The sequence below is a fragment of the Klebsiella sp. D-Nf1 genome (assembly GCF_002810515.1).
Taxonomy (GTDB): Bacteria; Pseudomonadota; Gammaproteobacteria; order Enterobacterales; family Enterobacteriaceae; genus Klebsiella; species Klebsiella variicola.
This window is the reverse complement of the sequence record NZ_PIOK01000003.1, coordinates 495,463-509,774: the sequence shown is the minus strand read 5'-3', so window position 1 is coordinate 509,774 and position 14,312 is coordinate 495,463. Positions and strand designations below refer to the sequence as shown.

At 54.5% G+C, this 14,312-nt stretch carries 16 protein-coding genes; 9 read left to right on the top strand and 7 right to left on the bottom strand.

What is annotated here, in order from left to right; genetic code table 11:
* Positions 1-15 precede the first annotated feature (15 nt).
* Both tatE and CWM54_RS16220 read right to left on the bottom strand, forming a co-directional pair.
* A complete protein-coding gene (gene tatE, locus CWM54_RS16225) occupies positions 16-222 on the bottom strand; it encodes a twin-arginine translocase subunit TatE (protein ID WP_008805630.1) in 207 nt (68 codons plus the stop codon).
* Between the two features lie 243 nt (positions 223-465).
* Positions 466-1,254 carry a deaminated glutathione amidase gene (locus CWM54_RS16220; RefSeq protein WP_074386547.1) on the bottom strand — a complete coding sequence of 263 codons (789 nt, stop codon included), beginning with the start codon at positions 1,252-1,254 and terminating at the stop codon, positions 466-468.
* An 88-nt stretch (positions 1,255-1,342) separates the two neighbouring features.
* On the opposite strand from CWM54_RS16220, the gene crcB reads away from it, so the two are divergent.
* The gene (crcB, locus tag CWM54_RS16215; protein ID WP_074386548.1) at positions 1,343-1,726 is read left to right on the top strand and encodes a fluoride efflux transporter CrcB; all 384 of its coding nucleotides are present in this window, start codon (positions 1,343-1,345) and stop codon (positions 1,724-1,726) included.
* 65 nt (positions 1,727-1,791) lie between these two features.
* Here the strand turns inward: crcB and cspE are convergent, their stop codons facing one another.
* Together cspE and pagP are read right to left on the bottom strand one after the other, a co-directional pair.
* Positions 1,792-2,001 (bottom strand): transcription antiterminator/RNA stability regulator CspE, encoded by a 210-nt coding sequence (gene cspE / locus CWM54_RS16210; protein WP_012542460.1) that lies wholly within the window; start codon positions 1,999-2,001, stop codon positions 1,792-1,794.
* 194 nt (positions 2,002-2,195) lie between these two features.
* A complete protein-coding gene (gene pagP, locus CWM54_RS16205; protein ID WP_319823392.1) occupies positions 2,196-2,717 on the bottom strand; it encodes a lipid IV(A) palmitoyltransferase PagP in 522 nt (173 codons plus the stop codon).
* Between the two features lie 335 nt (positions 2,718-3,052).
* On the opposite strand from pagP, the gene dcuC reads away from it, so the two are divergent.
* The 4 genes from dcuC to uspG all read left to right on the top strand — a co-directional run bounded on the left by dcuC (position 3,053) and on the right by uspG (position 6,522).
* Entirely contained in the window at positions 3,053-4,426 is a 1,374-nt protein-coding gene (gene dcuC / locus CWM54_RS16200; RefSeq protein ID WP_008805625.1) for an anaerobic C4-dicarboxylate transporter DcuC, read from the top strand.
* A 92-nt stretch (positions 4,427-4,518) separates the two neighbouring features.
* On the top strand, positions 4,519-5,316 hold the full coding sequence (gene rna, locus CWM54_RS16195) for a ribonuclease I (RefSeq protein WP_061155359.1): 798 nt from the start codon (positions 4,519-4,521) through the stop codon (positions 5,314-5,316).
* A gap of 178 nt (positions 5,317-5,494) precedes the next feature.
* Positions 5,495-5,905, top strand: a complete 411-nt coding sequence (gene rnk, locus CWM54_RS16190; RefSeq protein ID WP_008805623.1) for a nucleoside diphosphate kinase regulator — start codon at positions 5,495-5,497, stop codon at positions 5,903-5,905.
* Positions 5,906-6,093: 188 nt separating this feature from the next.
* Positions 6,094-6,522 carry a universal stress protein UspG gene (gene uspG / locus CWM54_RS16185; RefSeq protein WP_002894401.1) on the top strand — a complete coding sequence of 143 codons (429 nt, stop codon included), beginning with the start codon at positions 6,094-6,096 and terminating at the stop codon, positions 6,520-6,522.
* Between the two features lie 77 nt (positions 6,523-6,599).
* Here uspG and ahpF read toward each other — a convergent pair whose 3' ends face one another.
* Positions 6,600-8,165 (bottom strand): alkyl hydroperoxide reductase subunit F, encoded by a 1,566-nt coding sequence (gene ahpF / locus CWM54_RS16180; protein ID WP_008805622.1) that lies wholly within the window; start codon positions 8,163-8,165, stop codon positions 6,600-6,602.
* 188 nt (positions 8,166-8,353) lie between these two features.
* Positions 8,354-8,917, bottom strand: a complete 564-nt coding sequence (gene ahpC, locus CWM54_RS16175) for an alkyl hydroperoxide reductase subunit C (RefSeq protein WP_002894394.1) — start codon at positions 8,915-8,917, stop codon at positions 8,354-8,356.
* Positions 8,918-9,328: 411 nt separating this feature from the next.
* Here ahpC and dsbG point away from each other — a divergent pair, with 411 nt between their 5' ends.
* The 4 genes from dsbG to CWM54_RS16155 all read left to right on the top strand — a co-directional run bounded on the left by dsbG (position 9,329) and on the right by CWM54_RS16155 (position 13,139).
* Entirely contained in the window at positions 9,329-10,078 is a 750-nt protein-coding gene (gene dsbG, locus CWM54_RS16170; RefSeq protein WP_100697781.1) for a thiol:disulfide interchange protein DsbG, read from the top strand.
* 180 nt (positions 10,079-10,258) lie between these two features.
* Entirely contained in the window at positions 10,259-11,191 is a 933-nt protein-coding gene (gene citR, locus CWM54_RS16165) for a DNA-binding transcriptional repressor CitR (RefSeq protein WP_100697779.1), read from the top strand.
* Positions 11,192-11,304: 113 nt separating this feature from the next.
* Entirely contained in the window at positions 11,305-12,528 is a 1,224-nt protein-coding gene (locus CWM54_RS16160; protein ID WP_100631557.1) for a phosphoadenosine phosphosulfate reductase, read from the top strand.
* Positions 12,513-13,139, top strand: coding sequence for an IbrB-like domain-containing protein (locus tag CWM54_RS16155; protein ID WP_100697777.1), 627 nt, complete (start codon positions 12,513-12,515; stop codon positions 13,137-13,139). Before CWM54_RS16160 ends, CWM54_RS16155 begins: the two co-directional genes overlap by 16 nt.
* Here the strand turns inward: CWM54_RS16155 and CWM54_RS16150 are convergent, their stop codons facing one another.
* The gene (locus CWM54_RS16150; RefSeq protein ID WP_162678329.1) at positions 13,140-14,285 is read right to left on the bottom strand and encodes a pyridoxal phosphate-dependent aminotransferase; all 1,146 of its coding nucleotides are present in this window, start codon (positions 14,283-14,285) and stop codon (positions 13,140-13,142) included.
* Positions 14,286-14,312: the final 27 nt, after the last annotated feature.

Here is a 14,312-nt window from a genome sequence, read left to right as displayed (position 1 = left end):
GACGCATCGGATCAATTACTCTTTATGAGAGATCTTCTGCGCCGGCGCTTCTTCTTCCACGGTGGCTTTCTTCGCGCTATCGTCATCCTCGTTCATGGCCTTTTTAAAGCCCTTGATAGCCGAACCCAGGTCGCCGCCCAGCGTACGTAATTTCTTGGTACCAAACACTAAGATAATCAGTGCTGCGACTACCAGCAGTTTGGTAATACTAATCTCACCCATAGCTAACCTTCTTCTCTATACAAGCTGCGAATACGCCATCATACACGCATTTATCCGTCATATTGTAATCCACCTGTGCGTGGGCTGCGTGATTCGGCCCAGAGCCTTCTCCTCAAGGAGGTAGTGCAGGGGTGTCCATCCTGACGTGCACAGCGAATTATTCGGATAAACAATACGGGTATTTGACGCGCGGACACAATAGCAATCTGTAACAAGGTGAATCAAGCCTTGTTTAAAAAAACATCACAATAATTGCGGTGGCGCAAATCGTCGGTTCTGCAGCACCGGCAAACGCTCGCGAACCCGGGCAAGGTATTCCGCGGAGACATCGGCAAAGATCACCTGCGGCTCACTCCCTGCCCCCGCCAGCGTCGTTCCCAGCGGATCAATAATGCGGCTCTGGCCGATATTCCGCGTCCCGCACTCGCCTGCCGCCACGATATAGCAGGTGGTATCAAGGGCGCGCGCCGCCAGCAGCGTCGCCCAGTGGTGCTCTTTCTGCGGCCCCCTCACCCATGCGGTGGGCAGTACCAGCAGCTCCGCCCCGTTCAGCGCCAGCGATAGCGCCAGTTCCGGAAAGCGCAGATCATAGCAGGTCATCAGGCCAACGCGTAATCCTGCCACCTCAATCACCGGCGGGATCTGCTGGCCAGGATCCACCCGCCGCGACTCCTGCATTGCGAAGGCATCGTATAAATGGAGCTTGTGATAATGCGCTATCACTTCGCCACCCCGCAATACCACCAGCGTATTGGTCGCTCTGCCCTCTCCTGACGGCACGTGCAGCGTCAGAACCGTGGTCAAACGGTTACGCCCGCTCTCAGCCAGCAGCAGTTGCAAAAATTCCCCATCCAGCGACTGAGCCGATTTCACTGACATGTCCGGGTCGTTGTCATCCCGCGCCAGCAACGCCTCCGGCAGCACCAGCAGCGCCGCCCCTTCACGCGCAGCCTGTTGCATCATCGCCACACAGGTCTGCGCATTCGTCCGCCATACTGGCGTGACGGCAAATTGTCCTGCCGCTACCCGCATGTTTTTCTCCGTCAGGTTATGAATAGCCAACCGCGCCCGTCGCGCGCTACACTTGAGGCTCTCTTATATCAAATAGCAGGAAACAACCGTGTTTCAACTTCTTTGCGCCGTTTTTATCGGCGGTGGCACCGGCAGCGTATTGCGCTGGTGGCTCGGCATGAAGCTCAATCCTGTGCATCATGCTATCCCGATTGGGACGCTGACGGCCAACCTGGTAGGTGCCTTTGTGATTGGCGCCGGGCTGGCGTGGTTTAATCGTCTAACCGATATTGACCCGATGTGGAAGTTGCTGATTACCACCGGATTCTGCGGTGGGCTGACGACCTTCTCCACTTTCTCTGCAGAAGTGGTCTTTCTCCTGCAACAGGGACGGGTGAGCTGGGCACTCCTCAACGTGCTGGTGAATTTGCTGGGGTCGTTTGCTATGACAGCGGCCGCCTTCTGGCTTTTCTCGCAGGCTGCCAGCCGTTAAGACCCTGAAAACAGGCAAAAAAAAACCCGCTTAAAGCGGGTTTTTATATTCTACTGACGTGTTGGTTAGATAGCCATTACGTTTGCAGCAGAAGGGCCTTTGGCACCGTTAGTGATTTCGAACTCTACGCGCTGACCTTCAGCCAGAGTTTTGAAACCGTTGGACTGGATTGCAGAGAAGTGTACGAATACATCTTTGCTGCCATCTTCCGGAGTAATGAAACCGAATCCTTTGGACTCATTAAACCACTTAACGTTACCTTTAATCTTAGACATCAAAATTACCTTTATATGAAAAATCGACACTAATGCTGTGTCGGGTATCAGTACACCAATTGTGGTACCTTTTGTCCAGTGCAACTTTGCTAAAAAGTGATAAAAGTCGCTATCTTTTTTAGTGGGTAACGCTTTAGTCCTTGTTTTTCCACAAGACGCACCGCTTATCTCATTTATTGCTAAGACTTAGCGAATTAAAACTGTATACGAGCCCAGGCGAAGTAAACGTTACCGTTATTGTAAGTGCCTGGAATATAGGTCATCTGAAAGGTTGCTGGACCGTAACCTATTGATGCTAATGGCAAGATCACCGGGATAGGAATGTAGTTCCAGTTATCGCGCGCCGTTACCCCGAGGGTATAGCCGAGGCCAAGACGGAAGTTCTGGTCAGACAGTGGCCGCCAGGTTTTCTCCCATCCATAGCCACCGATAGGCTCCCACTTATTGAAAGAATCTTTAAACGCCATCAGGTACAGGCCGTGCCAGTTTCCTTTGTCATCCCAGCGGGAGACACCAAAACCCGCCCCCCAGGGGCGTTCGTTATACTTATCAATCTTTTCCTGATCGTAGGCAAACCGCGCGTGCCAGGTGATGGCTGGAACGTACAAGTCATAGTGCTCCGGCTCATTCCAGGTCTGCGCCACGTTATTACTTAAGGTATGGTAACCTTCGCTGAGGGTCGATGAAAACGACGCGCTGGCGTTTACGGATACCAACAACCATCCAAAAAAACCAAGAGAAAACAGTGAAAAACGACGTAACATCAACACTTTTCCATTACCACTTTCATTTAAAAGCCGCCTAAAGTAGCAAAGATAGCCTCAATACAGGTTGAACGAAATAAGGCAAACTCCTGATTTTCGCCCGGTGACCATCAGAACCTTTTAACTATCCATCTGGTGATTATATCCAGGCGAGACGGGTGACACGTAGTTCTTATCGCTTTATTGATTTGCATCAGCGAGTTTTGTCCGTTTTTTCGGCACATTCGCACATTAAAATTTGGTGTGACGCTTTTTATCTACATATTCTTTGGGCTTAGGGGTAATAAATGCTGACGTTTGTTGAGATCCTGATCGGGATTGTGGTCATTGTGGGCGTCGCCCGCTATATCATTAAGGGCTACTCGGCCACCGGGGTGCTGTTCGTCGGGGGCTTAATCTTATTGATCGTCAGCGCCCTGCTGGGGCACAAAGTCTTGCCGGGAAACACCGACAGCACCGGCTATTCCGCTACCGATATTATTGAATACATTAAGATTCTACTCATGAGCCGCGGTGGCGATCTGGGTATGATGATTATGATGCTGTGCGGCTTCGCCACCTATATGACCCATATTGGCGCCAATGACATGGTCGTGAAATTAGCGTCAAAGCCGCTGCGCTATATTAATTCGCCGTATCTGCTGATGATTGCCGCCTACTTTGTCGCCTGCCTGATGTCGCTGGCGGTCTCCTCGGCGACCGGCCTTGGCGTGCTGCTGATGGCGACGCTGTTCCCGGTGATGGTGAACGTCGGTATCAGTCGCGGGGCGGCTGCCGCCATCTGCGCTTCACCAGCGGCCATTATCCTCTCGCCCACCTCTGGCGATGTCGTGCTGGCGGCGAAAGCCGCTGAAATGCCGCTGATCGACTTTGCCTTCAAGACCACGCTGCCTATTTCCATCGCGGCCATTATTTGCATGGCGATTGCCCACTTCTTCTGGCAGCGTTATCTGGATAAAAAAGAGAACATTTCCCACGAAATGCTGGATGTCAACGACATCACCACCACCGCCCCGGCGCTGTACGCCATTCTGCCGTTTACCCCGATCATCGGCGTACTGATCTTTGATGGTAAATGGGGACCGGAACTGCACATTATCACTATCCTCGTCGGCTGCATGCTGCTGGCGGCGATCCTTGAGTTCCTGCGCGGGTTTAACACCAAGAATGTCTTCAGCGGGCTGGAAGTCGCCTACCGCGGGATGGCTGACGCCTTCGCCGGCGTGGTAATGCTGTTGGTCGCTGCCGGCGTCTTTGCCCAGGGGTTAAGCACCATCGGCTTTATCAACGGGCTGATCTCCATCGCCACGTCGTTCGGCTCGGCCAGTATTATTCTGATGCTGGTGCTGGTGATCCTGACCATGCTGGCGGCGATGACTACCGGCTCCGGTAATGCCCCGTTCTATGCCTTTGTTGAGATGATCCCCAAGCTGGCGCACTCTTCCGGCATCAATCCGGCTTACCTGTCGATTCCGATGCTGCAGGCCTCTAACCTCGGCCGCACGATATCGCCGGTCTCTGGGGTAGTGGTCGCCGTTGCCGGGATGGCGAAAATTTCGCCGTTCGAAGTGGTTAAACGCACCTCCGTGCCGGTGATGGTTGGCCTGCTGGTGGTGATTATCGCCACTGAGATTCTGGTGCCCGGCAGCGCAGTCCACTAATGGTCTAACCACGCGAAAAGGCGCCAGCAGGCGCCTTTTTTATGCTTTAATAACTCCCCGTTATCTTTTGTCATCCACAATCAGGAATAAACATGTTCAGGAAGGATTTCGCCGCGATAGCCCTTGTGCTCACCGCCACTCAGGCCGGCGCTGAACCGCTCACCGCGACGCGATACGCTGATTTTGACCGCTACGTCCTTGCCCTCTCCTGGCAAACCGGATTCTGTCAGAGCATGCTTGACCGCAACCGTAGCGAACCGGAAGAGTGCCGCCTGCAACAGGACACGGCGAACAAAGCCGATTTTCTGACCGTGCACGGCCTGTGGCCCGGACTGCCAAAATCGATTGCCGCACGCGGCGTGGATGAAAGACGCTGGATGCGCTACGGCTGCGCCACGCGCCCGGTGCCCGACATGCCGGAAGTGAAAGCGAACCGCAAATGCCAGGCAGCGGAAACCGGCCTGTCGCTGGAGATGGCCAATAAGCTCAATAACGTGATGCCGGGTTCGGGCGGCACCTCCTGCCTGGAGCGCTACGAATACGCCAAACATGGCGTCTGCTTCGGCTTTGATCCCGATAGCTATTTTGGCACCATGGTGCGCCTGAATGGGGAAATTAAGCATAGCCCGGTAGGCGATTTCCTCGCGAAGCATTATGGTCAAACCGTCAGCCGCGCCGACTTCGATGCCGCGGTGGCCCGCGCCTGGGGTCCACAAAGCGTGAAGGCGTTTAAATTAACCTGTAACGGTAATCCGGCCTATCTGACTGAGATGCAAATCTCCCTCAACGCCGCCACGATTAACGCCCCGCTGGCCACTTCCGCCTTTCTGCCACAGCCTCACCCGGGCAACTGTGGAACCCAGTTTATCCTGGATAAGGTTGGTGAGTAGCGCAAAGCGACGTGCTGAGCAGAAAACGCCGCCCTCCGGGTGGCGTTGCACGCTGAATGTGCGTTTCATCACTTCAAACCGCCGGCAACTCTCAGTATGATGGTAAAACCTTAACCCTTGCCCTTTTCGGCGAGGGTTTTCTTTTACGGACAGGTTCCTGGATAACATGGAGTATGCAATGACCAGACCCGCAATCATCATTAACGAACTGGATGCCGAACGTATCGACAGGCTGCTGGAGCAGCCGGCTTTCGCCAACTTACCGGTTGCCGATGCCCTGAATGACGAGCTCGACCGCGCGCAAATGCTGGCGCCGGAAGCGATGCCGCATGACGTCGTCACCATGAACAGTAAGGTAAAATTCCGCGATTTAACCAGCGGCGAAGAGCGCGTGCGGACGCTGGTGTTTCCGTCACAGGTAACTGACAGCGCCAGCCAGCTCTCCGTCCTCGCGCCGGTGGGCGCCGCGCTGCTGGGTCTGAAAGTCGGCAGCACCATTCACTGGGAGCTGCCGGGCGGTGCATCGACACACCTGGAAGTGCTGGAGCTATTGTACCAGCCGGAAGCCGCTGGCGAATTCCACCGCTAATCCCTGCTGCCTGAGGCGTTTCGCGCTTTATTCAGAGGATGTCCATACATCCTCTTTCTGCTGTTTCTTCCCCCGCTAACCTTTTTTTACGCTTTGCACCTGCCTGACTGACAGTTTTGCGACCTGAATGACACTATATCCGCATATAATATGTTGATATAGACGCAAACGAACAAGGAGGAATGCATATGTATAAGACTATCATTATGCCCGTTGATGTCTTTGAGATGGCGCTGAGCGATAAGGCCGTCCGGCATGCGGAGTTTCTGGCCCAGCAGGACGGGGTGATCCATCTGCTCCACGTATTACCCGGTTCTGCGAGCTTCACCATGAGCCGCTTTACCGCCGATCTGCGGCGGTTTGAAGAACACCTGCAGCATGAGGCGGAAACCCGTCTGCAGACGATGGTCAGCCATTTCAGCATTGACCCATCGCGTATCAAGCTGCATGTCCGTTTCGGCAGCGTGCGCGATATGGTCAACGAACTGGCCAGCGAAATTAACGCCGACGTCGTGGTGATTGGCTCACGCAACCCGTCCATCAGTACCCACCTGCTCGGATCCAATGCCTCGAGCGTGATCCGCCATGCCCATATCCCGGTGATGGTCGTCAGGTAAGCGTGACGAAATAAAGGATAAAAAAAGAGGCTACCCTGGGGTAGCCTCTTTGTTATGCAGGTTTATTGTCTGACTTGTTATGCGGTTTTCGTGCGGATCAGGTAGTCGAAGGCGCTCAGCGACGCTTTTGCCCCTTCCCCTGCCGCGATAATAATCTGCTTGTACGGCACGGTGGTGCAGTCGCCAGCGGCGAATACGCCTTTGACATTGGTTTCGCACTTCGCATCGATGATGATCTCACCCATGCGGTTGCGCTCAACGGCGCCTTCCAGCCAGGTGGTGTTAGGCAGCAGGCCAATCTGGACGAAGATCCCCGCCAGCGCGACATGATGCTCATCACCGCTCACCCGGTCACGATATTGCAGGCCGGTGACTTTGCTGCCATCGCCTTTCACTTCCGTGGTCTGCGCATTAAGAATGATGTCGACATTCTTCAGGCTACGGACTTTATCCTGCAACACCTGGTCGGCTTTCATCTCTGGAGCAAACTCCAGCAGGGTCACATGCTCTACGACGCCCGCCAGGTCGATAGCGGCTTCTACTCCGGAGTTCCCGCCGCCAATTACCGCTACGCGTTTGCCCTTAAACAGCGGACCGTCGCAGTGCGGGCAGTAGGTCACGCCTTTGGTGCGATACTGATCTTCGCCCGGTACGTTCATATTGCGCCATTTCGCCCCGGTGGCAATGATGACGCTACGCGCCTTCAGCACCGCGCCAGAGGCGGTTTCAATCTGATGCAGGCCGCCCTCTGTCGCCGCTGGCGTCAGTTTGGTCGCGCTCTGGGAGTCGATCACATCGACGTTATAGTCGCTGACGTGCGCTTTCAGCGCGCCGGCCAGTTTCTGGCCTTCGGTTTTCGGCACCGAAATATAGTTTTCGATATCCACGGTATCCAGCACCTGACCGCCGAAGCGCTCGCCCATCAGGCCGGTACGAATACCTTTACGCGCAGAGTAGACCGCCGCGGCCGCACCGGACGGGCCGGAGCCGACAATCAGCACATCGTAAGCGTCACGTTGGTTCAGCTCTTCCGCTGCGCGTTTTTCCGCACCGGTATCCACTTTGGCGACAATTTCCGTCAGCGTCATTCGCCCCTGACCAAACTCCTGACCATTCAGATACACCGCAGGAACGCCCATGACGTTGCGATCGGTAATTTCATTCTGGAAGGTCCCGCCGTCAATCGCCGTGTGCTTGATGCGCGGGTTGAGCACCGACATCAGGTTCAGGGCCTGCACCACATCCGGGCAGTTATGACAGGAGAGTGAATAATAAGTTTCGAACTCGAAATCGCCATCAATATCACGGATCTGCTCCAGCAGCGACTGGGCCTCTTTCGACGGATGACCGCCGGTCCACAACAGCGCCAGCACCAGCGAGGTAAATTCGTGGCCCAGCGGGGAGCCCGCAAAGCGTGGACCCTGGTCGGAACCTGGGTTCGTAATCAGGAATGATGGCTTACGTACCGCGAGCGTGTTGTCTTCTTTAAAGGTGACTTTGTCTGACAGTTCAGCGATTTCAGCCAACAGTTCCTTGATCTCTGCCGATTTAGCGCTGTCATCCAGCGTGGCAATCAGCTCAACAGGCTTGGTCAGCTTCTCAAGGTAGGCCTTGAGCTGGGTTTTCATGTTGGTGTCGAGCATTGTTATCTCCTGGGCTTAAAACATCATCATGCAAGCGGCCTCGTCCAGGCGGCCTGAATGCGCTTGCATCATGGTGTTGGAATAAAATGGGCGCCAAAGCGCCCATTGATTGCCGGGTGGCACGCCGTTTACCCGGCCTACAATCTTGTAGGCCCGTGCAAGCGTAGCGCCGCCGTGCACAAACAGACTTAAATCTTACCGACCAGGTCCAGAGACGGAGCCAGTGTCGCTTCGCCTTCTTTCCATTTAGCCGGGCAGACTTCGCCTGGGTGAGAAGCAACATACTGCGCCGCTTTGATTTTACGCAGCAGGTCAGACGCATCACGGCCGATACCTTCAGCGGTAACTTCGATCGCCTGGATGATACCCTGCGGGTCAACCACGAAGGTGGCACGGTCAGCCAGACCTTCATCTTCACGCATGTTGTCGAAGTTACGGGTCAGGGCGCCAGTCGGGTCGCCGATCATCGCGTATTTGATTTTCGCGATGGTCTCAGAGCTGCTGTGCCACGCTTTGTGGGTGAAGTGGGTATCGGTAGACACAGAGTAAACGTCTACGCCCAGCTTCTGCAGCTCTTCGTAATGGTCAGCCACGTCGCCCAGTTCGGTCGGGCAGACGAAAGTGAAGTCAGCCGGATAGAAGAAGAAGACGCTCCAGCGGCCTTCGGTGTCTTTCTCGGTGACTTCGATGAATTCACCATTTTTGAATGCCTGGTTTTTGAACGGTTTGATTTTAGTGTTAATTAAGGACATCTATACTTCCTCCGTGTTTTCGTTGAGGTCTAAGTTAACGAATTTTTCCTGACCCGACCAATGCGTTTACATTATCGAATCAATAAGCGTTATCTAACAACCGGAACAAGACAACTCTGTGAACCTGTCGACGCGTTCAGCGCTGTTCGCTGTTTTTCGCATCATTTGCCGCGACAAAAGTAAAAAGGCCACCCTTTCAGGCGGCCCCGTTACCTGAAATACCCGAAGGTAGGTTCAGCGCCAGTCAGACTGGCTATGTGTTGCGCTCTACATTACCTTAATGTAACAGCATCCAGGATTACATCACCCACGCCAGCAAAGGGCAATCCGTCATTCTGCTGATCTTGCCTATGACTGTGATAGGTTCGACAATCGTTTTGCCCTTTCCTGCTGATTTTACAAGGAATATTCATGTTAAAGCGTCTTCTCTTGCTCAGCCTTTTTCCGTTATGTAGCCAGGCGGAGGAGCTCCCCGCTCCGGTAAAAGCGATTGAAAAACAGGGCATTACCATTATAAAACCCTTTGAGGCGCCGGGGGGAATGAAAGGCTGGCTGGGTAAATACCAGGACATGGGGGTCGCCATCTACCTCACGCCGGACGGTAAACACGCGATCTCCGGCTATATGTATGACGAGAACGGCAACAACCTCAGCGAGCAGCTGTTTCAAAAAGAGCTCTACACGCCGGCAGGACAGGAGATGTGGAAGAAGATGGCCAGCGCCCACTGGCTGCAGGATGGCAATAAGGACGCCCCCATCGTGCTGTATGTCTTTGCCGATCCCTTCTGCCCCTACTGTAAACAGTTCTGGCAGCAGTCCCGCCCCTGGGTGGAAGCCGGTAAAGTGCAGATCCGCACCCTGCTGGTGGGGGTGATCAAGCCCGAAAGCCCGGCCACCGCCGCCGCGATTCTGGCCACCAAGGATCCGGCGAAGACCTGGCATGATTATGAGCAATCGAATGGGAAAATGGCCCTGACGATCCCGCAGGCTATTCCGCCGGAGAAAATGAAAGTACTCAACGTTAATCAGCAGCTGATGGACGAGCTGGGGGCCAACGTCACGCCAGCCATTTACTATATGAATAAGGATAATATGTTACAGCAGGTGGTCGGTCTGCCAGATAAAGAAAAGCTGCATATCATGATGGGCGAACAAGAATAATCTCATTGCATAATGGCGCCAGATAACAAGGACCGCTGGCGCCCCTGTCGACAATAAGATATATTAAGCAGAACTTAACGTTATAGTCCGGTAATTAAATTCACACCGCAAATATTAAGCCAACCAACATTCTCACTAAGAATATTTCTACCCGCGCTGATAATACACAGGACTGCATTAATGGCAAATCTTTACGATCTGAAAAAGTTCGATTTAAACTTATTGGTTATTTTTGAGTGTATTTATCAACATTTAAGCATCAGCAAAGCAGCCGCCATGTTATTTATCACCCCGTCAGCGGTGAGTCAGTCGTTGCAACGTTTGCGCCAGCAGTTAGACGATCCGTTATTCGTTCGCGTCGGGAAAGGGATGACACCCACCACCGCCTGCGTCAATCTTCATTATCATTTGCAACAAAATCTTGAACAGCTGGAAAAAACCATCAATCTCAATAATCGCTCCGAACTGCGTAAACGTATTGTGATATATGGCCCCCCGCTGTTCTGTTCAGTCAATAGCCATTTTATGATTAACCAGCTCTGTCATCAGGCCAATTTACAGATTGAGCACCATAACCTGACCACCACGGAATCGGCTGAGGAGCTGCTGGCGTATCGCCAGGCAGACCTGGTGTTCACCCGAATGCCCATTACCAACCGTGCCACTTTGTGTCAGCCCTATCAGACAGTGCAGACCCTGGCGGTTTGCCGGGCGGACCATCCGCGGCGAGATCAACTCACGTCGATTGATGCGCTGGCGCAGGAATTTTTCACCCACTATATCACCAACGATCCTGTCATTCAGCGTGTCCAGCAAAGCAGCACGCCATGGTTAAATCCGCGGAATATTGCCTTTCGCAGCGACTCTTTTATGACCATTCTTAACATGATCAATAAAACCGACTTAATTGGCTTCGTCCCTTCCTATTTACATGACTTTATTTCACCGGCCATGCAACTTCACGTCATCAATATAGACGAGCTATTTCCGGACATCACGATATATATTAACTATCACCAATCATCAACACAAAATCATTTCTTATCTGAATTAATCACAATCTTAATGAATAACAGAGATGTATCACGCCCCCAACTTAATAACAGCGAGTAACTTTTCCGCCTATTTTTCGCACCCTGTCAGAATGCAAATCGACCATTAATTTCGCAGCCCTCATCGTTTATACTGAGCGAACGGGAATTTCTACTGTTAAAGGATTAATGGTCATGTCGTTCATCAAATATCCCTTACCGGAATCGGTGCTGCAGGCAACTGAGCAGCGCATCCAGTGGGTGCTGGATAATTTTTCACGTATTTGCGTCTCTTTCTCGGGTGGAAAAGACTCCACTGTCATGCTGCATTTAACCGCCCAGGCGGCACGGTTACAGGGGAAAAAAATCAGTGTGTTGTTTATTGACTGGGAAGCGCAGTTCTCCTGCACCATCGCCCACTGTGAAAAACTACGCCTCCAGTATCAGGATGTGATCGACGCCTTTTACTGGGTTGCCCTGCCGCTAACGACCCAAAATGCCCTGACGCAGTATAAACCGCAATGGCAATGCTGGGAGCCCGGGACCGACTGGGTCCGTCAGCCGCCGCCCTGGGCAATTACCCACCCGGGCTATTTTTCGTTTTACCAACCGGGGATGAGCTTTGAGTCCTTTGTCAGCCACTTTGCCGAGTGGTTTTCACAGCGGCGCCCCGCTGCCGTGCTGGTGGGCATTCGCGCCGACGAGTCACTGAATCGCTTTATGACCATCTCTTCGCAGCGCAAACAGCGTTTCGCCGACGATAAACCGTGGACCACCTCGGCCCCGGGCGGCCATGCCTGGTACATCTACCCACTCTATGACTGGAAAACCGCCGACATCTGGACCTGGTTTGCCAAAAGCGGTCAGTCCTATAACCCACTGTACGATCTGATGTATCAGGCTGGGGTACCGCTGCGCTATATGCGCATCTGCGAACCGTTCGGTCCGGAGCAGCGCCAGGGACTGTGGCTCTACCATGTGCTGGAGCCTGAACGCTGGGCTGCGATGTGTCAGCGGGTGAGCGGCGCGCACAGCGGCGGGGTCTATGCCGGGCATGATAATCAATTCTACGGTCATCGAAAAATCGAAAAGCCCGACCACCTGACGTGGAAAAGCTACGCCCTGTTCTTGCTCGACAGCATGCCGGAAACCACTGCCGAGCACTACCGTAACAAAATTGCCGTTTATCTGCGCTGGTATCTGAAAAAAGGCATGGAGGATATTCCCGACACCCAGCCCGCAGACATTGGCACCAAAGATATCCCGTCCTGGCGGCGAGTCTGCAAGGTGCTGCTCAATAACGACTACTGGTGCCGCCAGCTCTCGTTTAGCCCGACCAAAAGCAGCCACTATCAGCGCTACCGTAAACGCATGGAAAAACATCGCCAACAATGGGGGATATTATGCAACAACAACTGACGCAGGCGCTGGATGCTTATCTGCAAACGCTGGATGACGAGGCACGCATCGAGGCAATCAACGCGTTTCGCCGAGTGCTCCACCAGCACAGCCCCTTCCGCTCCCAGCCCGTTGACTGCGTGCTGTGGGTAAAACAGGAGCAGGTCATCCCCAACGACTACAACCCGAATAACGTGGCGCCACCGGAAAAACGCCTGTTACAGACCTCGCTGGAAACCGATGGCTTTACCCAGCCGGTCGTCGTCATCCAGCAAAGTCCGCTGGCGTATACGATTGTCGACGGTTTTCACCGTCATGAGCTGGCCTGCAACAAAGCCGCGCTGAAAAAAACGCTGAAAGGTTACCTGCCGGTGACCTGCCTGACGGACGACGTTGCCTCGCGTGACGGGCTGATAGCGGCGACCATTCGCCACAACCGGGCGCGCGGACGTCACCAAATTCATGCCATGTCGGAAATCGTCCGCGAACTGACCCAGCTCGGCTGGACGCCGCAGAAGATCGGCAAAGAGCTGGGAATGGATGCCGATGAGGTGCTGCGCCTGAAACAAATTAGCGGCCTGACGGAGATGTTCGCTGGCCGCCAGTTCTCTCAGGCGTGGACGATTAAGTAACTACAGCTGACACAAACGCGCCGCCGCGGCCAGCAGGGTCGCCGGCTGTTTGGCGAAGCACAAGCGGATCAGCTTGTGCGGGAACGGATCGGCGCAGAAGACGGAGAGCGGGATCGCCGCCACCCCGACTTCGGTCGTCAGCCAACGGCAGAAGCTGACGTCGTCAAGATCGGAGATAGCGCTGTAGTCCGCCAGCAGGAAATAGGTCCCTTCACAGGGCAGAAGTTCCAGCCGGCTCGGGCGCAGCGCGTCAATAAACAGATCGCGACGTTCCCGATAGAACGCCGGCAGCTCACGATAGTGCTCCGGCGCTTCGCGCAGCATGTCGGCGATCGCCAGCTGCGCCGGGGTATTCACCGAGAAGGTCAGATACTGGTGCACCTTGCGCAGCTCGGCGCTGATGGCCGCCGGGGCCACGCAGTAGCCGACCTTCCAGCCGGTCATATGAAACGTTTTGCCAAACGAGGAGACCGCCACCGCCCGCTCGCGCAGCTGAGGATGCGCCAGTACGCTGGCGTGGCCGTCAGCGGCGAAGTTGATATGCTCATAAACCTCATCGCTGAGGACATAGATCTCGCGTTCGGCGATTGCCTGCCACAGGGCAGCAAAATCCTCGCGCTGCCAGACGGTGGCTGATGGATTGTGCGGGGTGTTGAGGATCACCAGCCGGGTTTTATCGCTCAGCGCCGCAGCAAACTGCTGCCAGTCGACGCGAAAATGCGGCGGCTGTAGCGCAATACGGCGTAACTCGCCGCCGGCCAGCGCCACCGCGGGAGCATAGCTGTCATAGCTGGGATCGAAACAGATCACTTCGTCGCCGCGGCGCACCAGAGCGGTGATCGCCGCGTACAGGGCCTCCGTCGCCCCGGCGGTGACCGTGATATCGCTATTGACGTCGGGCAGGTAACCATACAGCTCCGCTGTCTTCCCGGCGATCGCCTCGCGCAGCGCCGGCACGCCGGTCATCGGGGCGTACTGATTCGCCCCCTGCGCCACATGGTACGCCAGACGCTCCTGAAGATAGCGCGGGCCGTCGAAATCGGGAAAGCCCTGTGACAAGTTGATGGCCTGATGCTGCTGGGCCAGGGCGCTCATCTGGGTAAAAATCGTGGTGCCGAGCGCCGGGAGTTTACTCTCTGGAATCAAAGGGTTATTACTCATTCTTTTTATACC

What these genes read in the sequence shown, in the direction of transcription:
- tatE (WP_008805630.1), bottom strand. Translation starts at nt 222, where the DNA reads ATGGGTGAGATTAGTATTACCAAACTGCTGGTAGTCGCAGCACTGATT.
- CWM54_RS16220 (WP_074386547.1), bottom strand. Translation starts at nt 1,254, where the DNA reads ATGCGGGTAGCGGCAGGACAATTTGCCGTCACGCCAGTATGGCGGACG.
- cspE (WP_012542460.1), bottom strand. Translation starts at nt 2,001, where the DNA reads ATGTCTAAGATTAAAGGTAACGTTAAGTGGTTTAATGAGTCCAAAGGA.
- dcuC (WP_008805625.1), top strand. Translation starts at nt 3,053, where the DNA reads ATGCTGACGTTTGTTGAGATCCTGATCGGGATTGTGGTCATTGTGGGC.
- rna (WP_061155359.1), top strand. Translation starts at nt 4,519, where the DNA reads ATGTTCAGGAAGGATTTCGCCGCGATAGCCCTTGTGCTCACCGCCACT.
- rnk (WP_008805623.1), top strand. Translation starts at nt 5,495, where the DNA reads ATGACCAGACCCGCAATCATCATTAACGAACTGGATGCCGAACGTATC.
- uspG (WP_002894401.1), top strand. Translation starts at nt 6,094, where the DNA reads ATGTATAAGACTATCATTATGCCCGTTGATGTCTTTGAGATGGCGCTG.
- ahpF (WP_008805622.1), bottom strand. Translation starts at nt 8,165, where the DNA reads ATGCTCGACACCAACATGAAAACCCAGCTCAAGGCCTACCTTGAGAAG.
- ahpC (WP_002894394.1), bottom strand. Translation starts at nt 8,917, where the DNA reads ATGTCCTTAATTAACACTAAAATCAAACCGTTCAAAAACCAGGCATTC.
- dsbG (WP_100697781.1), top strand. Translation starts at nt 9,329, where the DNA reads ATGTTAAAGCGTCTTCTCTTGCTCAGCCTTTTTCCGTTATGTAGCCAG.
- citR (WP_100697779.1), top strand. Translation starts at nt 10,259, where the DNA reads ATGGCAAATCTTTACGATCTGAAAAAGTTCGATTTAAACTTATTGGTT.
- CWM54_RS16160 (WP_100631557.1), top strand. Translation starts at nt 11,305, where the DNA reads ATGTCGTTCATCAAATATCCCTTACCGGAATCGGTGCTGCAGGCAACT.
- CWM54_RS16155 (WP_100697777.1), top strand. Translation starts at nt 12,513, where the DNA reads ATGCAACAACAACTGACGCAGGCGCTGGATGCTTATCTGCAAACGCTG.